This window comes from Nonomuraea sp. H19, from assembly GCF_052068215.1.
Lineage (GTDB): Bacteria > Actinomycetota > Actinomycetes > Streptosporangiales > Streptosporangiaceae > Nonomuraea.
The window spans coordinates 19,982-39,950 of the sequence record NZ_JBQHCV010000024.1; the positions used below are offsets into that span (position 1 = coordinate 19,982).

Consider the following 19,969-nt stretch of genomic DNA (forward strand, 5'->3'; position numbering starts at 1 on the left):
ATCGGCTGCACCAACATCGCTGCCGCCATCAACCACTTCCGCAGCCATCCGCCTTCTGTTACTTGGTCTCACCACATGAGAACGCTTCGGCCCTGCCCAGGGCGCGGTGCCATATAGACGTAGAACGGGACCTGTCTTCATCGATCATGGGGCTCCTCATGCTTGCGCGTTGGATGAGAAACCCAATGGCCGGGCGGTGCGGCCTCGCGGACGCGGGGAAGGTGTATCGGCCGGCCCCGAAGACGATTTCGCATGCTGCACGCACCCTGGTTACAACCACCCGTCAATCACCGATGGCGTCTGAGGAAGCGTAGTGGCCTCGATGGCGTGTTTTTGGTCGGCCGTGATGAGGCCGAGGTCGTAGAGAATCCTCGCAGATTCCCACCAGCAGCGCCGTGCCGGCTCGGGCTCGCCGACGTCGTGGAGAGCGCGACCAAGCCCCCACAAAAGCTCTGCTTCACGATAGCTTCCCCTGCAGAACTCATGATCGATGGCCAGCGCCTCTTGAAAACAAGCGATCGCCCCCTTGGGGTCGCCTGCCAATCTTCGGGCTGCTGCCAGGTTCCCGAGAGCGAGGGCCAAAGCAGCATCCTGCCCCAACTCTCTGATGATTGCTACCGCTCGCGCGTGCGCATCGATGGCCTCGGCCAATCGGCCAATCTTTTGATAGGCAAGACCAAGGCCGGATAGCGACGCACCCTGACCGTATGCGTCGCCGATCCGGCGATAGAGCTCGAGCGCCTGGCGATAGTGGCTGATGGATTCGTCTATCAAGGCCAACCGGCGGAACACAGCCGCGAGATTAGTGAGACTGGCCGCCTCGCCTTTAGATCTTCCGATTCTCCGGTACGCGCTCAACGCGCTCTTGAGATGAACAACGGCATCGGACAGTTGCCCCAGACGCATCTGCGCCCAGCCGATATCGACATATGTGGCCGCTTGATGGAGTAGATCACCGGTATGTTCGGCCGCAGTCACTCCAATGCGTGCGAGGTCCAACTGTTCTCTCCACAGTCCCGCATCATCCATGAATGTGGAGAAAGCCACGGTGAGCGCGACCACGAGATCGGGCCGACCGAAAGGCGCCTCTACGGCTTGGCGGACCATTGGCAGTAAATTACCGCTTTCCTCCCTGGCCCATTCACGCACATCCTCAGGACTGCTAAAGGCAATTCCCGCATGGCTGAGTTCTTGAGGGGAAATCTCCGCCGCCAGGGTGTGGTTCGGATGCGCCATGCGGAGGCCAGTGCGAGCGGTAGCCAGGTAGCAGTGGACGGCACGTCGTATGGCCTGCGCTCGCGCGTCCGCAGATTCCTCTATGTGCGCACGTTCGCGGGCAAACAGACGTACCAGGTCGTGTAGGCGATACCGGCCCGGGGCGGCAGTCTGCAGCAACTGCGCATTCACGAGATCATCCAGCAGATGCTCGGCCTCAGAAGTGGACAGGTCAGCCAGTGCTGCTGCTACCGGAACGCCGGAGTCGGCGCTTTCCAATAGCCCGAGAAGGCGGAACATACGAGCAGCCTCAGTGCCGTGCTCGTTGGCCATGAGGTCTTGGTAGCTGACGTGGAGGCTGGCACGGACAGCTTGGTCGTGCACCTGGATTCAGCGGCGATCCCAGCCCTGCTTCCGGAGGCCGTTTCCCTTTCTGGACAGCCAGGGCCACCAGACCCGCGCCGACGGGCACATGAACGCCCCGACCCACTCGCTCGGTTGGGGCCTATGCCTCTGGCTCGAAGAGCGCGGTGGACTGCTTTCCGACAATGCACACCTTGTACGTACGGGCGACTCTCCTGGTACGTGTGGCACTCGGGTAGGCACGGGCCCGCGCGTTCGGTTCTTTGGTGACGATAATCCGCGCATACCGACGCGACATGTCGCGAGCGTCCGTGAACCTCGAGGATCTGCGCGACCAGCGACGCGAGCTGCCCGATCAGCGGCAGCAGCGGAGACGCCGCGATCATGATCGACGACATGGCCCGCGCGAGCGGCACCAGCGCGGGCGCCACCGCGGCGACGGCCTGACCAAACGCGGAGAAGATCGCCGACACGCCAGGAACGCTCGTGGCCCAGTAGTTCACCCGCACCCCGCTCTGCCCCGGGCAGGCCCGGGCAGGCCCGGGCAGCCCGCCGGCCCCGGAAATCGCCTCGCGGCGGGCCGGGGCCGCGGGCTAGATTCGCTGCCAGTGATCCAGGAACCGGGCCCTGCCCTCGAGATCGCGTGCGACGAGTCGGGGGCCGAGGGCGAGAAGCTCGTCGGCGGCAACACCGACGTGTTCGCGCATGCCAGCGTCCTGATGGACACCGTCGCGGCCGAGGACTGCATACGCGAGCTGCGTGCCCGGGCGCCGTCTCCGGTCACCCAGTACAAGGCCATCCACATCCTGCGGGAGAAGCACCGGGCGGCGCTCCGATGGCTGCTCGGCCCGTCGGGTCCCGTGCTCGGCCATGTCCACGTCCACCTGACCGACAAGACCTTCCTCGTCATCGGCAAGGTCATCGGCCTGCTGGCCGAGGACGCCGCCCGGCGACCGCACCCGGCCGCCGGGGACGCCTTTCCCCAGGCGGCGAGCGGGTCGTCCCCTGCGCTCGCCGCCGATCCCGCGACCGGTTGCTGGCCGACCCGCACGCCTTCCCGTCGCTCGACCCGCTCATCCCGGCCATCGTGCACGCCGTCGGCCACTGGGGCCGCGACGGCCGCCGCGTCTTCGTGATCCACGACCGCCAGACCACGCTCACCGACGAGCGCATCGCCGAGCTGCGCAGGCTCGCGCCCCCGGGCCGGCTGGCCGGGCTGCAGCTCGTGGAGTCGCGTCTGGACGCGCGGATCCAGGTCGCCGACGTCATGGCCGGGGTGGCCCGCAAGATCGCCTCCGACGAGCTCAACGGGCGCGCCGACGACCGGCTCGCCGCGCTGCTCCGGCCGTACGTGGCCGCGGATTCGATCTGGGGCGACGCCCGGAGCTGGGCCCTGCTCCATCCCCCAGACGCGGTCATGGCCTGGTAAAAGCCCTCACCCTGCCCCGAATCGCCACAAATCGTGACGTTAGAGTGACGAATTGTGAACGAATCGAAGCGTGTGGAAATAGCCTGGCCCACCCTCGGCATCACCGTGACCGCCGAACTCGACCAGCGCAACCCGGCCCTGGCCCAATGCCTGTGGGACGCGCTGCCGTACCGCAGCCTGCAAGGCCACGCCCTCGTCGCGGGACATCACCTGTACCACGTCGCCCCGGTCCATTCGCTGCTGCACGCACCCGCGGAACACCACGTGGACCGGCGCGCCGTACCCGACGGGACGCTGTTCTGCTCGCGGCTGCAGCATCTCGGCATCAAGTACGGCGAACTCACCGAACCCATGGTCGCCACCCCGATCGGACAGGTCGTCGCAGCCGACCTCGACGCCCTGATCCGGGCCGGCCGCGAGGTCTGGGACGCCGTCTACACCACCAAGGAGCCCGTCGTCGCCGAAGTACGCCGCGCCGGCCGGCCCGGCGGCCACCGGCTGCCCCGGCTGCCCATCGGCGACCCACAGGTCAACGCCCTGATCGCCGACGTGCACGCCGAGACCGAACGCATCTGGCTCGACCCGCCGCGCGAGCTGGTCGACCTGCACCACGGGCACATGCCCTCGGGAGCCGGCAGCTACGAGACGGTCCTGACCACACTGCTGTTCGTCAACGGCGAGACCCGCCCGCTCGGCTACGGCTGCTACGGCGGCCTCGTCCGCGCGGCCATGGACGGCATGCCGCTGCCATGGCTGCGCCAGATGACCCGGCTGCTCGCCCGCACCCCCTCCGAATTCCTCGGCTACTGCGGCCTGGAAACCCTGTGGGGCTTCACCCGGCGCCTCCTCGACAACCTCGATCGCCTGGACAACCACGTCGACTTCATCTCGGCCATGGCTCACATGGCGCTCTACTGCAACTGCCTGGGCGGGTGGAACCTGCACCTGTTCCCGTGGCAGGCCGGCGAGCACCTGCGCCGCGTGGAGGCGACGGTATGAGCACGAGTGACACGCGCGTGGCGGTGATCGGCGGCGGCGTCATCGGCCTGTCGATCGCCTATCACCTGGCGGAGGCCGGAGTCGAGACCCTGCTGCTGGAACGCGGGGCGCTCGGCTCCGGCGCCTCGCGCGCCACCGCCGACGTGGTCCGCGCCTACTTCGCCGGCAACCCCGTCAGCTCGGCGCTGGCCGTACGCAGCCTCGACGCCTACCGCGCCTTCCCGCGCCGGCCCGGCGTCGACCTGCCGCTGCGCCAGGTCGGCTACCTGGTGCTGTTCACCGAGCCGGACCAGGTGAGCGCCTTCGAGGCCGACCTGCCCGCCCAGCTGGCGGCCGGCGTCGAGGTCGGCCTGATCAGCGCGCGGGAGGCCAGGGAACGCAACCCGCTCATCGGCGACGACCTGCCACTGCTCGCCGCCGCGTACTCGCCGCAGGCCTACGTCTCCGACACCAACGCCATCGTCACCGCCTACGCCGACGCGGCCGAGCAGGCGGGCGCCACGCTGCGTACCCGCTGCCCCGTCACCGGCATCGACCCGCGCACCGGTCGCGTGCTGACCGCCGACGGCGAGATCACCGCCGCCGCGATCGTGTGCGCGGCCGGCGCGTGGTCGGCCTCGCTCGTCCGCGACGCGGGCGTCGAACTGCCGCTGGCCGAGCCGATCGAGCAGGAGCTGCTCGTCACCGACCCGCTGCCGCCCACCACACCCGGCATCCCGGTCACCCTGCACGCCACCAGCGGCCTGCTCGTCCGGATGCGCGGCGACCGCCTGCTCATCGGCATGGGCTACCCGGGTCCCGACCGGGCCGCCTGGCGGCGCGACGCGGCCGACCGGCTCGCGGCGACGTACCCGAGCCTCGGGGGCGTCCCGCTGCGCCCCGCCGTCACCGGCCTGCGCGACGCCAGCCCCGACAAGACCGCCTTCATCGGCCACCAGCCGGGGCCACCGGCGTTCCTGTACGCGACGGGCTTCTCCGGGCACGGCCTGTGCAACGCGCCGGCCGCCGGCGAGCTCGTCCGCGACCTCTACCTCGACCAGGACCCCGGCATCGACGTGACCGCGCTGGCAGCCGGCCGGCACCGGACGCGATGACCGAGCCTCCGGGTGGCCCATGACCGTGACGACCCGCCGCATCTGGGGTGACCTATGACCGAGCCCACCCGCTTCATCCTCGACCCGGCCACCCGCGACCTGCACGCCGACAACGCCCGGCTGCGCCAGGCCGGGCCGCTCGTGCCCGTGACCGCCGAGGGCGTGCCCGCCTGGGCCGCCACCCGGTACGCGACGCTGATGACCGTCCTGACCCATGCGGACCTGTCCCGGGAGATCAAGTACTGGGCGGCCGGCGCCCCGCCGGGGACCGCCATCGCCCGCATCGTCACCGACACCTCCATGCTCAACGCCGAAGGCGAGGACCACCGGCGCCTGCGCGGCCCCCTGGCCGCGGGCTTCACCCCCCGCCGGGTCGAGCGGCTGCGCCCCAAGATCGCCGCGATCACCGCCGAGCTGCTCGACCGGCTCGCGGACCTGCCGCCGGACCAGCCGGTCGACCTGCGCAAGCAGTTCGCCTACCCACTGCCCCGCGAGGTCATCGCCGAGCTGATCGGCATCCCACGCGCCCACCAGGACGCACTCCACCACCTCACCGACGCGGTCGCACAGATCGGCGGCAGCCTCGACGACACCCCGGACCTCCGCGCCGCCCTGCACGAGCTGCTCGGCCAGATCATCGGCGAACGCCGTCGGACACCCGGAGCCGACCTGATCACCGACCTGATCAGGCTGCGCGAGCAGGACGGCGGACGACTGTCCGACACCGAGCTGTTCGCCACCATCGAGCTGCTGTTCATCGCCGGGCACGTCACCACCGTCAACCTCATCACCAACGCCATCCGCGCCCTGCTCACCGAGCCGGGACAGCTGGAACCGCTGCGCACGGGGCAGTGCCCGTTCAGCGCCGCGGTGGAGGAGACGCTGCGCTGGGACTCGCCGATCGCCTACTTCCCCATGCGGTACGCCGTGCGCGACGTCGAGATCGACGGCGTCCACCTGCGGGCCGGGGAGCCCGTCCTGGCCTGCTTCGCCTCGGCCGGGCGCGACCCGGAACAGTACGGCGAGCAGGCCGATCGCTTCGACGTGACCGACCCGCCGGCCGCGCACCTGGCCTTCGGACACGGTCCGCACTTCTGTCTCGGGGCGCCCCTGGCCCGGCTGGAGGCCGAGGTGGCGCTGCAGGCGCTGTTCGAGGCGTTCCCCGGCATCGAGGCCGCGGCGCGGCCGGAGGAGCTGTGCCCGCTGAACACCCTGCTCGGCAACAGCACCCGCACCATGCCCGCCGTCCTCGGTCCCCGCGCCCGCTGACCGCCCGACCCCACATCCGGGCTGCGGTGGCGAGGCCCCGGCTACGCGTGGTCGACGATCCCGGTCTACGCTCCTGTCACCACGTAAGGAGTCACAAGCCGTGCCACAGCCCGACCTGCCCCCGGCCGCCACCCACGCCCCCATGCGCCTGGCCACCACCATCCGCCCCTATGACTGGGGCTCGGTGACCGCCCTGCCGGAACTGTTCGGAACAGAGCCCACCGGGCAGCCGCAGGCCGAACTCTGGATGGGCGCCCACCCCGCCGCCCCCTCGACCGCCGGCGGCACCCCGCTCGACGAGCTCATCGCCCGCGACCCCGCCGGCACGCTCGGCGAGCGCTCCGCCGCCCGGTTCGGCCCCGCGCTCCCCTACCTGCTCAAGGTCCTGGCCATCGCACGCCCCCTGTCCCTGCAGGTCCACCCGACGACCGAGCAGGCCGCGGCCGGGTTCGCCGACGAGACGGCTCGGGGCATCCCCCTCGACGACTTCGCCCGTACGTACAAGGACGCCTCGCACAAGCCCGAGATGGTCTGCGCGATCACCCCCTTCCACGGGCTGTGCGGCTTCCGCTCCCCCGCCGCCACCGCCGACCTGATCGACCGCCTCGGCGTGCCCGCTCTTCGGCCCTGGCTCGGCACGCTCAGGACGCAAGAGCCCGGGCAGGCCCTGCGCACGGTGTTCGCCGAAATGCTCGGCGAGGCCTCGCGCCCGCTGCGCGACCAGGTCGAACGGGCCCTGCTCGACACGGAGGACGGCGACCTCGCCCCGTACGCCGCCATCGCCCGCGCCTGCCCCGGCGACCCCGGCGTCGTCGCGGCCCTCCTGCTCCACCACGTCAACCTGCTTCCCGGGCAGGCGCTCTACCTCGGCGCCGGGGTCCCGCACGCCTATCTCGGCGGCATCGGCGTGGAGATCATGGCCAACTCCGACAACGTCCTGCGCTGCGGGCTCACCACCAAGCACATCGACGTGCCCGAGCTCATGCGCGTCGTGGACTTCACGCCGGGCGACCCGCACCGGGTCCGGCCCGAATCCGGTGGCCAGGGCGAGCACCGCTACCGGCCGCCCGCCCCCGAGTTCGCCCTCACCCGCTACGACCTCACCGGGGACGCCCCGTACGAGCTGGCGGGCGGCGTTCCCCAGATCGTCGTGTGCATCGAGGGAGAGGCCCAGCTCGGCGCGGCGCTGACGTTGCGGCCTGGGCAGTCGGCTTTCATCCCGGCGAGCGCGCCTTCGACCCGGCTCACCGGCAAGGGCACGACGTTCGGGGCCCTTCCCGGCGGCTGAGGGGTGTGATCGGCGACTTCCCGGAAGAACCGTCCGAATCGAGCGCCTTTACAATGTAGATTTTTTACTGGCAAATAAACCACAAGGTCCGGCAAATCACACCTTTTGCCGCTATCCCTGAGGCCAGTCTCGCGGCGACCATCGTCTTGTCCCCGGTTACGGAGGTGAGGCGATCATGGTAGGCGGTCGGATGGTCATGGAGGCGTCGGTCCTCGACGCCGAGATGGCGGCGTTGAAGAAGCGGGTCTCTCTGCTGGAAGAACAGGTCCGTACGCTCAACGCGGCGAACCTCGCCCTCGTACGCGCCATGGAGGCGCTACGCGGGCAGGAACGGCTGGCCCCCACCGGCTGAGCGCACATTTCGATCTCCGGTTGAACGTCGCGTCCATACGCTCGGTCCATGAACGAAGCGCATGTGACCATCGAGCCCAGCATCCTGTACTTCGGGACCCCGGTCGTCCTGCTCTCGACCGAGAACCCGGACGGGACGTTCAACCTCGCGCCGATGTCGTCCGCCTGGGCGCTCGGCAAGGTGATCGTCCTCGGGCTGGGACCGGACGGCCAGAGCGCGCACAACCTCGCCCGCCGCCCCGAGCTGGTGATCAACCTGCCCGGCCCGCACCAGTGGGCGGCGGTGGAACGGCTGGCACCCCTCACCGGCCGCGATCCCGTGCCCGCGACCAAACCTGGCGGGTGCCGCTTCGAGCCCGACAAGTTCGCCGCCGCCGGCGTGCATGCCGAGCCCTCCGACACCGTACGCCCGCCGCGCGTGGCCGAGTGCCCGATCCAGCTCGAGGCCCGCGCCCAGAGCGTGCGGCGGGACGCGTCCGGGACGTTCGTCATCGCCGAGGCCGCTGTGGTCAAGGTGCACGCCGACCCGCGCATCGTGGTCCCCGGCACCCAGCATGTGGACCCGGCCGCGTGGAGCCCGCTGATCTACAACTTCCGCCACTACTTCGGCCTCGGCCCCGAGCTCGGCCGCACCTATCGCAGCGAGACGCCCGGCGTCACGTCTGGGGGGACGGCAGGCCGGGCGTGCGCGTGACGGCCGCGCGGCGGCGGCCGAAAGACTCGCCGCCGCGCCACCGCGGGAGCATCAGGGAAGCCTGCGGACCTTGAGGATGTTGTCCGTGCGGGTGCCGGGCCCGCCGTCGGGGGCGGTCTGGGTTCGCTCGTACTCCTCGCAGACCTGCACCTCCCACTCCCCCTCCGTGAGCTCCAGCGAGTCGAGAACCTCCTGCGGCGTGGGGAAGTGCACGTCGGCGTGCGGGGTGTGCTCCCAGGACGGCCATCCCGCGTGCCCCACGACCAGCAGCACCCCGCCGGGCGCGACGGCCGTGGCGGCGGTGCGCAGGATCTTCTCGCGCGGCAGCTCGACGAAAGAGTGCAGGAAGTGGGCGGAGACGAGGTCGTAGACGCCTTCGGGGAAGGAGGCGCCCAGGTCGTGCCGCTGCCAGTCGATGCGGTCCCCCACCCCGGCGGCCGCGGCGTGCCCGCCGGCGCGCTCGAGCGCCACGCCCGAGACGTCGACGGCGGTGACGTGCCATCCGCGCCGCGCGAGCCAGACGGCGTCGCCTCCCTCGCCGCATCCCAGGTCGAGCGCCCGGCCGGGCGCGAGGTCCGCGGCCTCGCGGACCAGTGCGACGTTGGGCTCCCCGCTCCAGATCTGCGGACGCTCGGCGTAGCGACTGTCCCAGTGCTCCTCGGCGGATTCGGGATCGCCAGGTGCCTCACCGCGCAGGGCCGCGACGGCGCGGCGGGTCTCCTCGGCGATCAGGTCGGCGTTGATGGCCGCCGCCGCCCGCACGCCTCCCGCCGCGGCGGCGATGACCTGCTCGGTCGCATTGGCCACGTTTCCGGCCACCCACACTCCGGGCACGCTCGTCGCGCCGGCGGCGTCGGCCGGGATGCGGGTGCCGATCACGTGCCCGGCCATCTCCTGGTCCTCCGTCTCCAGCCCCAGCCCGGCGAGCACGTCCCCGCGGGCGACGAGGCGGCCGGCCGCGGCGAGGGCCCGGCGGGCGACCACCCGGCCGTCGGCCAGCCGCACCCCGGTGAGCCGGTCGCCCGCCACTTCCAGGCCGGTGACCTGTCCTTCCACCACCGTGACGCCGCGGGCGGCGAGTTGCTCGCGCTGCTCGTCGCCGAGCTCGGGGCCGTTGTGCAGGAAGAGGGTGACGTCGTCGCTCCACTGCCGCCACAGCAGCGCCTGATGCACGGCCAGCGGACCGGTGGCCAGCACGCCGATCGCCTGGTCGCGTACTTCCCAGCCGTGGCAGTACGGGCAGTGCAGCACGTCGCGGCCCCACCGCTCGGCCAGCCCCGGCACGTCGGGCAGCTCGTCCACCAGGCCGGTGGTCACCAGCAGCCGGTCCGCCTCGACGGAGGATCCGTCGTCGAGGACGACCCGGAAACGTCCTGAGATCTTCTCGACGGCGGTGACCGTGCCCGTCATGATCTCGCCGCCGTACCCGATCACCTCCTCGCGGCCGGCGGCCAGCAGCTCCAGCGGCGGCACGCCCTCCCGGCTCAGGTACGTGTGCACGCCCTGCGCCGGCGCGTTGCGCGGCCGCCCCGCGTCGATCACCAGCACCTTGCGGCGCGCCCGGCCGAGCGTGAGCGCCCCGCTCAGCCCGGCGGCCCCGCCGCCCACGACCACCACGTCGTACTTCGCGTCCACAGCGCGACCCCTCTCTCGCTTCATCGGATGCGCCACTTTCCGCCCGGAGCCGCTCGTTTGACAAATATCCTTGCCGTATCGGCAAACAGCTTGCCGAGCCGGTCCGGCGTCCGCAGATACAAGCCGTGGAAGACCCGGCCGCGCTCGTGCCGTTCGAGGTGCCGCCACACCTGCCGGTCGCCGTCCTCGTGCAGCACCCGCCAGACGGTGACCGCGCTCAGCTTGCCTTCCTTGGACTGTGACGCCCGGGGATTCTGACCGAACCCTCCGCGTTTTCAGACCTCACCAACCGAACCGGCGCGGGCTGCTCGCTGCGGCGGTGGAGCCAGGTGTGCAAGGGGTCGCGGGCGCCCGCGCGGCTGATCGGTGGTGCTGGGGTGAGGTGGAAGCCGGCGGCGTGGGCGACCGCGGCGCTGGGGGTGTTGCCGGCAGAGATCCGCAGGATCACGTGGGTGGCGGCCAGGCTGTCGTAGGCGTAGGCGGTGATCAGCTGGACGGCGCGGCTGGCCAGGTAGGCGCGGGCGGCCTGGTCGAAGGGGGCGCGCAGCGGCGTCCAGCGGTCGACGGCGGGGTCGTCGAACAGTTCGGCCATCGCGGGCACGTCCGCCTCGTCCCATTCGCGCAGGATGAGAGCCGAGCCGGTGAGCTGGATGGGGGCGGGGGCCGGAGGTCGGCGGGGAAGCTGGTCGGTGTGTTGTCTGCGGTCATGACGGCATGCCGGTCGGATTGTTGGCAAGCACACAGGCAACGGGCGGGTCGAGCTCGAGGGTCTCGACCCGGAGATGGGTGAAGCCGGCCTGGGTGAGCATGTCCTGGAGCTCTTGGGCGGCTCGGGCCGTGGTGTCCCGGGTGGCACCGGGGCAGCGGGGCTGGCTGACGAGCGCAATGCGTCCTGCGGGGCGGAGCAGGCGGCGCAGCTCGCGAAGCCGCTCCACCGGGTCGGGCCAGAACCCCACGGAGTTGACGGCGAGGATGGCATCGAGCGGATCGCCGAAGCTCGGCAGCTGCTCCACGGAGGCGCGCGTGAGGTGCACGCGGTGGGCGCGGACGGCGGCGGCGTTGCGACGGGCGGCCTGCCGGACCATGGCCTGCGAATGGTCGATGCCGAAGACGTGGCCCCGGGTGGCGCGGCCGGCGAACTCGGCGATGGCGACGCCGGGACCGAAGCCGATCTCGAGCACCCGGTCAGTGGGCTGCACGTCCAGCAACGACACCGCCCAGATGTTGCGCTCCCGGTTGGAGGGGCGATGAGCGAACATCCGGCCGACCGCCCACCCGACGATGCCCCGGGGGCGGTGCGCCTGGCCCACCAGGTATCTGAGCGCGCGTTGTTTGAGAGATGTACCTGCTGTCTGCATGATCGCCAGTCAACGGCTTCAAGTATGCTTGAAGTCAAATGAGTGAGCAGTTGACGATCGGTGAGCTGGCGAGCCGCACGGGTGTCGCCACCTCCGCTCTGCGCTACTGGGAGGAGCTCGGCCTGCTACCGGCGCCGGCCCGGGTCTCAGGCCAACGGCGTTATCCGCCATCGGCGGTCGGGCTGATCGGTGTGGTCTTGTTGCTGCGCGATGTCGGTTTCACGTTGCGGGAGGTCAAAGCGTTCATCGCGTCTCGGTCGCTGGCTGGCGACGGTTGGCGGGAGATGTACCAGCGCAAGCTCGCCGAGCTGGATCAACGGATTGCCCAGGCGCAGGTGGCACGCACCGCCATCGCCCATGGCTTGGCCTGCCCGCACAAGGACATCTTCGAGTGCTCCAACTTCGCCGGCGGGGTCGCGGCGCTCCTGTCGGGATGTTCTCTCGAAGAGGCTCATTCACAGGTTCATTCGCACTGACCTTGCCGTAGGGAAAGGCGGCCTCACTGCTGGCGCGTGAGATCGTCACGGATGACGGCTCTGGACCAGCTCGCCGACCCTAATGTGGCCGCCGCACCTCCAGGAACCCTCCTGCGCGGGTGCCCGCTGCCGCGACGGCGGGCCGGCACGCAAGACGCGCGCTCATGCCGAGATGAGTGCATGCATGTCTGGCGTTTGCGCCGAGAAGTCGGCGTACGTCGTGATCAATGCCCGGCGAGCTTCGCTGATGGCTGCAACACGCAGAACTCGTTGTCGTCGGGATCGGTGAGCACATACCAAGCCCAGCCGTCTTCCTCGACGGGACTCTCGGTGATGCGCCGCCCTCCCAAGGCCACCAGCCTGGCCACCTCCGCCTCCAGGTCAGGCACACGCAGATCCAAATGCACTCGGTTCTTGGTCACCTTCGGCTCCGGAACCCGCTGCAACAGCAGCTCAACGCCGTTCCCTCCCGCCGGTAGCAATCGCCGATAACGCCCCGTTGAGCTTGACTCGGCGCTGTAACCGAGTGCCCCGCACCAGAACGCAGCGGCCCGGTCCAGATCGGCGCAGTCCAGGACTACCACCAGGACAACATCATCTCGCCCGCCGAAGCGAGCCGGCCCACCACTCATAGCAGCACGCTACGCCCAACCCACGACAGCGCCGAACCTGGACGATCAATGCCTCAACACGATGAGACGGCACGCTGGATGCCTCGGATCAGTGGTACTGCCCCAAGTTCAACGCGACAGGACACCTGTCTCCCTGGCGACCTCGTCCACGAGGCATGACCATCGCACCACTTCTCTTCAGGAAACGGCCCTTCCGTGAAGCAACCTGGCAGGAATAGTGACGCTAACTGTGGCACATCACAGGCTGACCTGCGCGGATCCTACATGAGGGCTCGAACGGACTGGCCTTCCTCAGTAAGCCGCTCCAGCAGCTCGGCCTCCGACTCGCACGTGACGACCACGCCCCACACGGTCGGCGGCTCCACCCGCTCCGCCGGCCCCGCACTGGTGCCCGGGTTCGGCGGGGCTTGCTCGGGGTCGTGGGGCACCAGCTCGTCGAGATCCGCCAGGTCGTCGCCGGTGTACCCGGCCGCGGCCAACAGCGCTTCGCCGGCGTTCCCGATGTCGGTCAGCATGTCGGCGAGCATGCCGTGATCCCAGCCGCCGACCGAACCGCTCTCATCGATGACCCATCGTCAAGCAAGACCGATCTGGGGCGTTTCCGGAATACGGCGGAAACAGGCCGCCCCCCTTTCTGACCTGCGGTATTGCGTTCCTGGAGGCGCTGCGTCCGGGAACGCGCACGTCTCGGACAGCCATAACACCCGCGGCGACACCCATCCAGCAACCGGCGCCCGAGAAGGTCCGTGCCGTACCGCGATGGCCGCTCGGCTCCCCTGGGCGGCACGGGCGAGGTTGTCCGCCTGGTCCGGGGTGAGCGGCACGCCGAGAGTAAGGGGCGCTCTCGCGGGTCTGCTCCGCCAACAGCGGCGCTCACGGGCCGCGAATGGCACACAGCGGCAAACAGTGACGCACGCCGCGCATTTGACAATTATCATTGCCATAATGGCAAAGTGGCCGGATGGACGATCTGAAGGAAACGCTCCAAGCAGTGGGCCCGCGCCTGCGGGCGCTGCGCCAGGAGCGCGGCGCGACGCTGACGGAGCTGTCCGCGAGCACCGGCATCTCGCTCAGCACCTTGTCGCGCCTGGAGTCCGGCCAGCGCAAGCCGACGCTGGAGCTGCTGCTCCTGCTGGCCCAGGCCCATCAGGTCCAGCTCGACGAGCTGATCGACGCGCCCGTGACCGGCGACCCGCGGGTGCACATGCGCCCGGTCAAGCGCCACGGCATGACGGTCATCCCGCTGAGCCGCAGACCCGGCGGCCTTCAAGCCTTCAAGCAGATCTACCCGCCACGCTGGCCGGGGTTCCAGCCGGAGCAGCGGGTCCACGAGGGCTACGAGTGGCTGTACGTGCTGTCCGGCCGGTTGCGCCTGCTGCTCGGACGGCACGAGGTGATCCTCACGCCGGGAGAGGTGGCGGAGTTCGACACGCGCACGCCGCACGCCTTCGCCAACCCCGACGCCGAGCCGGTCGAGGTCCTGGCGCTCTTCGGCCCGCAGGGCGAGCGCATGCACGTCAAAGCGCGCCCCACCGCCCAGTGAGATGGATCCGGGAAAGTCTTTCTGGGAACCTGTCGATTCCGGCCGTTCCCGATTGTCGACGGGGCAGAGGGGCCGCCCGCAGGCGGCCGGCACGACCGGAGAGCGGAGGCTGATGGCCATGACCACCAGGGAATTCGAGATACGCCCGATCGCGCGGGCGGCGCTGCGGGCCTGGGCCGCGTGTCTGAAGGGCGTCTTCGCCGGCGAGGGAGTGGCGTGATGGCTCAGTACGCGGTGCTGCTGTACGAGCGCGTCCCCCCGTCCGAGCTGCCCGAGGAGGTCCAGCGGGGACACCTGGCGATGCCGGACGAGGTCGCCGGGCTGGGCGGGCGGATCGTCGCGGGAATGGCGCTGGACCAGCCGGAGACGGCCACCGCGATCCGCGGCGACCTGGTGACCGACGGGCCGTTCATCGAGACGAAGGAGGTGCTGGCCGGCGTCTTCGTGATCGAGGCCCGCGACCTCGACCACGCGCTCGCCCTCGCCAAGCTCACCCCGACCGTGCAGGGCGGGGTGGAGGTCAGGCCGCTGATCGGCTTCGAGGTCCTGGAGGAGAGCTGAGCACGGTCGAGGAGGCCGTCGCCGCGGCGCACCGTCGCGAGTGGGCGTTCGTGCTCGCCGCGACGGTGCGGGTGACGCGTGACCTGGACGCGGCCGAGGAGGCGGTGCAGGACGCCTACGTGCAGGCGTTGCGCACCTGGCCGCGCGACGGCGTACCGGCGCGTCCCGGCGCCTGGCTGACCACGGTCGCCCGCCGGGGCGCGGTCAACCTGCTCAACCGCCGCTCGAGTCTGGAACGCAAGCTGCCGCTGCTGCTGGAGCCGGAGGAAGCCACGACGCCCGAGCCGGACACCATTCCCGACGACCGCCTGCGGCTCATCTTCACCTGCTGCCACCCGGCGCTCGCCCCGGAGGCGCGCATCGCCCTCACCCTGCGGCTGGTGTGCGGGGTGGCCACGCCGGACATCGCACAGGCGTTCCTGGTGAGCGAGCCGACCATGGCCGCCCGGCTGACCCGGGCCAAGAAGAAGATCGCCGCCGCGCGGATCCCGTACCGGGTGCCGGGCGCGGCGGAGCTGCCCGCCCGCATGGACGCCGTGCTCACCGTGATCCACCTGCTCTACTCCACCGGCCACACCGCCCACTCCGGGCCGGATCTGGTACGCGACGAGCTCACGGACCGGGCGCTGGACCTGGCCCGCATGCTGCGCCTGCTGCTGCCCGCCGAGCGGGAGGCCGCCGGGCTGCTGGCGCTGCTGCTGGTGCACCACGCGCGGCGCGCCACCCGAACCGACGAGCACGGCCGGCTGCTGCGCCTGGCGGAGCAGGACCGCTCGGCCTGGGATCGGGACCTGATCGCCGAGGCCGACCGGCTGCTGGTGGCCACGCTGACCGCGGGGCCACCCGGACGGTTCACCCTGCAGGCGGCCATCGCCGCGCTGCACGCCCAGGCGCCCGGCTACGAGCGGACGGACTGGCCGCAGATCCTCACCCTGTACGGCGAGCTGCTGCGGATCTGGCCATCACCTGTCGTCGCGCTCAACCGGGCGGTGGCCGTGTCGATGGTGGACGGCCCGCAGGCCGCGCTGGCCGAGGTCGAGGCGCTGGAACGCGACGGCCGCCTGGCCGGCTACCGCTATCTGCCGGCCACCAAGGCCGACCTCCTGCACCGGCTGGGCCGCGACGCCGAGGCGGTGCAGGCCTACCGCGCGGCGCTGTCCCTCGCCGAGAACACGGCCGAGCAGGACTTCCTCACCGAGCGCCTGCGCGAGATCCGTTAGCCGGCGGAGCGGTCGGCGAGCGGGCGGCGCCGTCCCGCGACGTCCGCGAGCGCGTGCGGCCGCCAGGCGCCGTCCGGCTGGTACAGGTTCGTGCCCGGCGGCACGATCTCGTCGATCCGGTCGAGCGTGGCGTCGTCCAGCGTGAGCGCGCCGCCCTTGAGCGTCGCGTCGAGGTGCTCCATGGTGCGCGGCCCGACGATCACCGAGGTGACGGCCGGATGCGCCACCGGAAACGCCACGGCCAGCTCGGGCAGCGTGCACCCGATCTCCGCGGCCAGTTCGGCGAGCCGCTCGGCCGCCGCCAGCTTGGTGACGTTCTCGGGGATCGACAGGTCGAAACGGTGCGGGGTGATCCGCGCCCGGCCGGTGGACAGGTCGACGGGCCGTCCCTTCCTGACCCGGCCCGACAGGAACCCCGACGCCAGCGGGCTCCACGTCAGCACGCCCATCCCGTACCGGTGGCAGACCGGCAGCACCGACGTCTCGATCCCGCGGGCGAGCAGCGAGTACGGCGGCTGCTCCGTCCTGAAGCGCCGCAGCCCGCGCCGCTCGGCCACGTGATGCGCCTCGACGATGTCCTCGGCGGGGAACGTCGAGCAGCCGAACGCCCGGATCTTGCCCTGGCCGACCAGGTCGCCCAGCACGCCGAGCGTCTCCTCGACGTCGGTCGTGTGGTCGGGGCGGTGGACCTGGTAGAGGTCGATCCAGTCGGTCTGCAGGCGTTTGAGGCTCTCCTCGACCGCCTTGACGATCCACCGCCGCGAGTTACCGCTCCTGTTGCGCCCCTCCCCCATCTGGAAGTGCACCTTGGTGGCGAGCACGACGTCGTCGCGCCGGCCGCGCAACGCCTTGCCGACGATCTCCTCCGACTCGCCCGCGGAGTACATGTCGGCCGTGTCGACGAAGTTGATCCCCTGGTCCAGGGCGTGGTGGACGATGCGGGCGCAGTCGGCGTGATCAGGGTTGCCGACCGCGCCGAACATCATGGTCCCCAGACAGTGGACGCTCACCTCGATGCCGGTGCCGCCAAGAGGGCGATATCGCATGGTCATGCGCGGAGCCTAGGGCCTGGAGTCGGCTCCAGGTCAAACCGGCCCCTTCAGCCGGTGAGCCGGCCCGCTCAGCGCTCGGCGTCGGTGGCGAACCCGTCGAGCTCTTGGCGTTCCTCCAGGGGACGCAGCTCCTGGAAGACGGTGATGTGCAGGCCGGCTGGCGCGTCGAGCCGGGAGTTCAGCGACTCCCAGGGCGTGACCGTGGGCGGCGCGACCTCGTCCGCGCCCGCCGACACCAGCCGCTCGGTGGTGGCGCGGGCGTCGTCGACCTCGAACGCGACCCGGATCTTGGGCGCCACCTGGCGTCCCACCTCCACCTCGTCAATCATCTTCTTCTGCGCCGGGTTGGCGATCTCCAGCGTGGCCTGCCCGGCGTCCAGGATCGCCACCCGGGCGCCGTCCCCGCCGGAGAACGCGGCCTGTTCGGGCAGCCCCAGGACGTCGCGGTAGAAAGCCAGCGCGGCCTCGTAGTCTTCCGCCTCGACGACCAGGCGGAGCTGGCGGACGGGGCGGTCGGCATGCATGCTCATGGTTCTCCTCACACGATCGTTTCCCTACGCCAACCCGCCCGTCCCCCCGCCTCATTCCGGCACGATCGGTGGCGCGACCGCGCGGAGCCCGCAGGAGAGTGCCGAGGCCACCTCGGGGCGGAGGCTACTGCTGACGTCTGAGCTCATGCGGGACTGGGGGAACGAGGCCCACGAGAAAGCAGCGACACGACCGATCAATCCCGCTGAGCGGCCCACGGACCCACGGGAACACGTACGGGGGTCAGCCCCGGCCGTACCTGTCCTCGGCCCGCCAGAAGTACCAGGTCCCGGCGGTGAGCGCGATCGCCGCCCAGCCCAGGCATGACGCCCACACCAGCTGCGGGGGGTTGTGGTCGCGGATGAGGATGTCGCGCATCCACTCGATGTAGGAGGCGGCCGGGTTGAGGTACATCACGGTGGCCACCCACTCGGGCATGCCCGCACTGTTGACGACCTTGTCGTGGATGGCGAAGAACACCCCCGAGGCGTACAGCCAGGTCCGCATGATGAACGGCAGCAACTGGCTGAGGTCGCGCAGCGAGGCGCCGAGCCGGGCCATGATCAGTCCGGCGCCGATGTTGAACAGCGTCTGCAGCACCAGCACCACCGGGATCATGAGCCAGAACCACGTGGGCGGCTCCCCCGTGATCACCACGGTCACGAGGAGCACGCCCATCGAGATGGTGAGCTGCTGCAGCTCCTGGATCGTGTACGCCAGCGGCAGCGAGGCGCGCGGGAAGTGCAGGGCTCGGATGAGCGACAGGTTGCCGGAGATCGACTTGGCGCCCGCGGTGACCGTCCGCTGCGTGAACGTGAACACGAACATCCCCGTCAGCAGAAAGGCCGGGTAGTTTTCGATGTTCTTGCTGCCGCCCAGGATGAGGCCGAACATCACGTAGTAGATCGCCGCGTTGAGCAGCGGGGTCAGCACCTGCCACAACTGGCCGAGCGCGGAGCCGGAGTATTTGGAGACGTTGCGCGAGGTGGCGTACGTCAGGATGAAGTGGCGGCGCTCCCACAGGTGGCGTAGGTAGACGGGGAACCTGGGGCGCGCTATGGCGGGGCGGAGGCCGTGCTTCCTGGCGAGATCGGCGAGCGACTGGCTGTTTTCCACTTGGCTCATGGGCACCTCTATGCGTTGCGGCCACCGATGGGCTTGGGCTTCCGATCATCCCTTGTCACAGGCGCGTAGGCCTGCTTTTCAGCGTCTCGGACAGGTGGGGTCGCAGCGTCTCGCCGAGGGCCGCGCGCCGGCCCCGGCTTCTAGGGCGCGACGGTCACTCCGGTCACCGCGAAGCGCTCCACGGTGGCGACGTGGCCGCCGGTGGAGGCGACGATGGTCAGCGTGCGGCCGGGCGCGGCCTTGAAGGCGACCTTGGCCGACCAGGGCTCGTCGTCTCCCCCGGCGGGCAGGCAGCATCGCTCGCCCAGCGCGGCGTCCGTGCCCGGCACGCGTACCTGGATCCTGATGCTCTCGTCCACGCCGGTGATGCGCCCGCCCACGGTCAGCGGCGAGCGGACCGCGGCGCCGTACTTCGGGATGGTCAGCGAGAGGGAGGTGTCGTCGGTGCCGACAACCTCCCAGGGGGCGTCGGCGCCGGGGCCGTACCTGACCAGGTGCACCACGGCCGCCACCCCCTGCCCTTCCTCGCTGCGGTAGCCGAGGTGGATCCGCGCGTGCCGGCCCTTGCGCACGGTCTTGACCGCCCGGTCGATCTCGGTGAAGCCGAGGAAGTCGCGGGCGAAGGCGATCGCGGTGCGGCCCGGGTCGAGGTGCCATTTCGCGCGGCCGTCAGCGCGGTGGGCGCGCTGCCAGGCCGCCGCCTCCTCCTGGGTGGAGAACGGCCACAGCGGCTGGTAATAGCCCTCGACCAGCTGCCCCTGAGCGCCCGGCGCGGGAGTCGCGGTGGTGCCCGGCGCGGAAGTCGCCGTTGTGCTCGGCGCGGGGGTCTCGGTCGTGCTCGGCGCGGGATCGACCGTCTGCGGGGCGTTCGCCGGCGGCGAGGGGGTCGCCGACGGTGTCGCGGCGGGCGATGAGAGCGGGCTCTGCCCGGCGGACGGCTGCCCCATGCCGCCGCAGCCGGAGACGACCAGCCAGAGCGCGATCAGCGGCGGCGCGACATGCCCAGCGCGTCGGAACCTCAAGCGGCACCCTCCCGGCGACGAAGATCACAGCCTGCAGACGATGGAGATACCCCGGCAGGCCGCGCCCCACCGCAACGGGGGGCACGACGCCGGCGGCTCAATCTACGACCGCCGC

At 70.7% G+C, this 19,969-nt stretch carries 23 protein-coding genes; 12 read left to right on the forward strand and 11 right to left on the reverse strand.

What is annotated here, in order from left to right; all coding sequences use genetic code 11:
* Positions 1-270: 270 nt before the first annotated feature.
* Positions 271-1,548, reverse strand: a complete 1,278-nt coding sequence (locus ACTMTI_RS40680; protein WP_441126123.1) for a tetratricopeptide repeat protein — start codon at positions 1,546-1,548, stop codon at positions 271-273.
* A gap of 638 nt (positions 1,549-2,186) precedes the next feature.
* On the opposite strand from ACTMTI_RS40680, the gene ACTMTI_RS40685 reads away from it, so the two are divergent.
* The 8 genes from ACTMTI_RS40685 (at position 2,187) to ACTMTI_RS40720 (ending at position 8,702) form a co-directional block, all read left to right on the forward strand.
* On the forward strand, positions 2,187-2,714 hold the full coding sequence (locus ACTMTI_RS40685; protein ID WP_441126124.1) for a hypothetical protein: 528 nt from the start codon (positions 2,187-2,189) through the stop codon (positions 2,712-2,714).
* Positions 2,666-3,007: a hypothetical protein gene (locus ACTMTI_RS40690; RefSeq protein ID WP_441126125.1), complete on the forward strand. Its 342-nt coding sequence runs from the start codon at positions 2,666-2,668 to the stop codon at positions 3,005-3,007. Before ACTMTI_RS40685 ends, ACTMTI_RS40690 begins: the two co-directional genes overlap by 49 nt.
* 54 nt (positions 3,008-3,061) lie before the next feature.
* Complete coding sequence (locus tag ACTMTI_RS40695; protein ID WP_441126126.1) at positions 3,062-4,006, forward strand: hypothetical protein; 945 nt, start codon at positions 3,062-3,064, stop codon at positions 4,004-4,006.
* Entirely contained in the window at positions 4,003-5,100 is a 1,098-nt protein-coding gene (locus ACTMTI_RS40700; RefSeq protein WP_441126127.1) for an NAD(P)/FAD-dependent oxidoreductase, read from the forward strand. The genes ACTMTI_RS40695 and ACTMTI_RS40700 overlap by 4 nt, the downstream gene beginning before the upstream one ends.
* Positions 5,101-5,154: 54 nt before the next feature.
* Positions 5,155-6,369, forward strand: coding sequence for a cytochrome P450 family protein (locus tag ACTMTI_RS40705; protein ID WP_441126128.1), 1,215 nt, complete (start codon positions 5,155-5,157; stop codon positions 6,367-6,369).
* A 100-nt stretch (positions 6,370-6,469) separates the two neighbouring features.
* The gene (gene manA / locus ACTMTI_RS40710) at positions 6,470-7,657 is read left to right on the forward strand and encodes a mannose-6-phosphate isomerase, class I (RefSeq protein ID WP_441126129.1); all 1,188 of its coding nucleotides are present in this window, start codon (positions 6,470-6,472) and stop codon (positions 7,655-7,657) included.
* A 175-nt stretch (positions 7,658-7,832) separates the two neighbouring features.
* On the forward strand, positions 7,833-8,009 hold the full coding sequence (locus tag ACTMTI_RS40715) for a hypothetical protein (RefSeq protein ID WP_441126130.1): 177 nt from the start codon (positions 7,833-7,835) through the stop codon (positions 8,007-8,009).
* Between the two features lie 48 nt (positions 8,010-8,057).
* Positions 8,058-8,702, forward strand: coding sequence for a flavin reductase family protein (locus ACTMTI_RS40720; protein ID WP_441126131.1), 645 nt, complete (start codon positions 8,058-8,060; stop codon positions 8,700-8,702).
* Positions 8,703-8,753: 51 nt separating this feature from the next.
* Here the strand turns inward: ACTMTI_RS40720 and ACTMTI_RS40725 are convergent, their stop codons facing one another.
* The 4 genes from ACTMTI_RS40725 to ACTMTI_RS40740 are packed head-to-tail and all read right to left on the reverse strand — an operon-like array spanning position 8,754 to position 11,695.
* The gene (locus ACTMTI_RS40725) at positions 8,754-10,337 is read right to left on the reverse strand and encodes an FAD-dependent oxidoreductase (RefSeq protein WP_441126132.1); all 1,584 of its coding nucleotides are present in this window, start codon (positions 10,335-10,337) and stop codon (positions 8,754-8,756) included.
* 20 nt (positions 10,338-10,357) lie between these two features.
* Complete coding sequence (locus ACTMTI_RS40730; protein WP_441126133.1) at positions 10,358-10,534, reverse strand: hypothetical protein; 177 nt, start codon at positions 10,532-10,534, stop codon at positions 10,358-10,360.
* Positions 10,535-10,554: 20 nt separating this feature from the next.
* On the reverse strand, positions 10,555-11,073 hold the full coding sequence (locus ACTMTI_RS40735) for a GNAT family N-acetyltransferase (protein ID WP_441126134.1): 519 nt from the start codon (positions 11,071-11,073) through the stop codon (positions 10,555-10,557).
* The gene (locus ACTMTI_RS40740) at positions 11,042-11,695 is read right to left on the reverse strand and encodes a class I SAM-dependent methyltransferase (protein WP_441126135.1); all 654 of its coding nucleotides are present in this window, start codon (positions 11,693-11,695) and stop codon (positions 11,042-11,044) included. Before ACTMTI_RS40740 ends, ACTMTI_RS40735 begins: the two co-directional genes overlap by 32 nt.
* Positions 11,696-11,733: 38 nt before the next feature.
* Here ACTMTI_RS40740 and ACTMTI_RS40745 point away from each other — a divergent pair, with 38 nt between their 5' ends.
* Positions 11,734-12,171: a MerR family transcriptional regulator gene (locus tag ACTMTI_RS40745; protein WP_441126136.1), complete on the forward strand. Its 438-nt coding sequence runs from the start codon at positions 11,734-11,736 to the stop codon at positions 12,169-12,171.
* A gap of 224 nt (positions 12,172-12,395) precedes the next feature.
* Here the strand turns inward: ACTMTI_RS40745 and ACTMTI_RS40750 are convergent, their stop codons facing one another.
* Positions 12,396-12,803: a VOC family protein gene (locus ACTMTI_RS40750; RefSeq protein ID WP_441126137.1), complete on the reverse strand. Its 408-nt coding sequence runs from the start codon at positions 12,801-12,803 to the stop codon at positions 12,396-12,398.
* A 260-nt stretch (positions 12,804-13,063) separates the two neighbouring features.
* Positions 13,064-13,318 (reverse strand): hypothetical protein, encoded by a 255-nt coding sequence (locus tag ACTMTI_RS40755; RefSeq protein ID WP_441126138.1) that lies wholly within the window; start codon positions 13,316-13,318, stop codon positions 13,064-13,066.
* Between the two features lie 446 nt (positions 13,319-13,764).
* On the opposite strand from ACTMTI_RS40755, the gene ACTMTI_RS40760 reads away from it, so the two are divergent.
* The 3 genes from ACTMTI_RS40760 (at position 13,765) to ACTMTI_RS40770 (ending at position 16,127) form a co-directional block, all read left to right on the forward strand.
* Positions 13,765-14,346: a helix-turn-helix domain-containing protein gene (locus ACTMTI_RS40760; protein ID WP_441126139.1), complete on the forward strand. Its 582-nt coding sequence runs from the start codon at positions 13,765-13,767 to the stop codon at positions 14,344-14,346.
* Between the two features lie 219 nt (positions 14,347-14,565).
* Positions 14,566-14,907 (forward strand): YciI family protein, encoded by a 342-nt coding sequence (locus tag ACTMTI_RS40765; protein ID WP_441126140.1) that lies wholly within the window; start codon positions 14,566-14,568, stop codon positions 14,905-14,907.
* 50 nt (positions 14,908-14,957) lie between these two features.
* Entirely contained in the window at positions 14,958-16,127 is a 1,170-nt protein-coding gene (locus ACTMTI_RS40770) for an RNA polymerase sigma factor (protein ID WP_441126141.1), read from the forward strand.
* Here the strand turns inward: ACTMTI_RS40770 and ACTMTI_RS40775 are convergent.
* The 4 genes from ACTMTI_RS40775 to ACTMTI_RS40790 form a co-directional block, all read right to left on the reverse strand.
* Positions 16,124-17,179, reverse strand: coding sequence for an aldo/keto reductase (locus ACTMTI_RS40775; protein WP_441126142.1), 1,056 nt, complete (start codon positions 17,177-17,179; stop codon positions 16,124-16,126). The genes ACTMTI_RS40770 and ACTMTI_RS40775 overlap by 4 nt on opposite strands.
* Positions 17,180-17,247: 68 nt before the next feature.
* Positions 17,248-17,709, reverse strand: coding sequence for a VOC family protein (locus tag ACTMTI_RS40780; protein WP_441126143.1), 462 nt, complete (start codon positions 17,707-17,709; stop codon positions 17,248-17,250).
* A 241-nt stretch (positions 17,710-17,950) separates the two neighbouring features.
* Positions 17,951-18,832, reverse strand: coding sequence for an ABC transporter permease (locus ACTMTI_RS40785; RefSeq protein ID WP_441126144.1), 882 nt, complete (start codon positions 18,830-18,832; stop codon positions 17,951-17,953).
* A gap of 140 nt (positions 18,833-18,972) precedes the next feature.
* Positions 18,973-19,854: a hypothetical protein gene (locus ACTMTI_RS40790; protein ID WP_441126145.1), complete on the reverse strand. Its 882-nt coding sequence runs from the start codon at positions 19,852-19,854 to the stop codon at positions 18,973-18,975.
* Positions 19,855-19,969: the final 115 nt, after the last annotated feature.

What these genes read in the sequence shown, in the direction of transcription:
- ACTMTI_RS40715 (WP_441126130.1), top strand. Translation starts at nt 7,833, where the DNA reads ATGGTAGGCGGTCGGATGGTCATGGAGGCGTCGGTCCTCGACGCCGAG.
- ACTMTI_RS40785 (WP_441126144.1), bottom strand. Translation starts at nt 18,832, where the DNA reads ATGAGCCAAGTGGAAAACAGCCAGTCGCTCGCCGATCTCGCCAGGAAG.
- ACTMTI_RS40680 (WP_441126123.1), bottom strand. Translation starts at nt 1,548, where the DNA reads ATGGCCAACGAGCACGGCACTGAGGCTGCTCGTATGTTCCGCCTTCTC.
- ACTMTI_RS40760 (WP_441126139.1), top strand. Translation starts at nt 13,765, where the DNA reads ATGGACGATCTGAAGGAAACGCTCCAAGCAGTGGGCCCGCGCCTGCGG.
- ACTMTI_RS40720 (WP_441126131.1), top strand. Translation starts at nt 8,058, where the DNA reads ATGAACGAAGCGCATGTGACCATCGAGCCCAGCATCCTGTACTTCGGG.
- ACTMTI_RS40700 (WP_441126127.1), top strand. Translation starts at nt 4,003, where the DNA reads ATGAGCACGAGTGACACGCGCGTGGCGGTGATCGGCGGCGGCGTCATC.
- ACTMTI_RS40780 (WP_441126143.1), bottom strand. Translation starts at nt 17,709, where the DNA reads ATGAGCATGCATGCCGACCGCCCCGTCCGCCAGCTCCGCCTGGTCGTC.
- ACTMTI_RS40740 (WP_441126135.1), bottom strand. Translation starts at nt 11,695, where the DNA reads ATGCAGACAGCAGGTACATCTCTCAAACAACGCGCGCTCAGATACCTG.
- ACTMTI_RS40755 (WP_441126138.1), bottom strand. Translation starts at nt 13,318, where the DNA reads ATGCTGACCGACATCGGGAACGCCGGCGAAGCGCTGTTGGCCGCGGCC.
- ACTMTI_RS40750 (WP_441126137.1), bottom strand. Translation starts at nt 12,803, where the DNA reads ATGAGTGGTGGGCCGGCTCGCTTCGGCGGGCGAGATGATGTTGTCCTG.
- ACTMTI_RS40775 (WP_441126142.1), bottom strand. Translation starts at nt 17,179, where the DNA reads ATGACCATGCGATATCGCCCTCTTGGCGGCACCGGCATCGAGGTGAGC.
- ACTMTI_RS40745 (WP_441126136.1), top strand. Translation starts at nt 11,734, where the DNA reads ATGAGTGAGCAGTTGACGATCGGTGAGCTGGCGAGCCGCACGGGTGTC.
- ACTMTI_RS40705 (WP_441126128.1), top strand. Translation starts at nt 5,155, where the DNA reads ATGACCGAGCCCACCCGCTTCATCCTCGACCCGGCCACCCGCGACCTG.
- ACTMTI_RS40765 (WP_441126140.1), top strand. Translation starts at nt 14,566, where the DNA reads ATGGCTCAGTACGCGGTGCTGCTGTACGAGCGCGTCCCCCCGTCCGAG.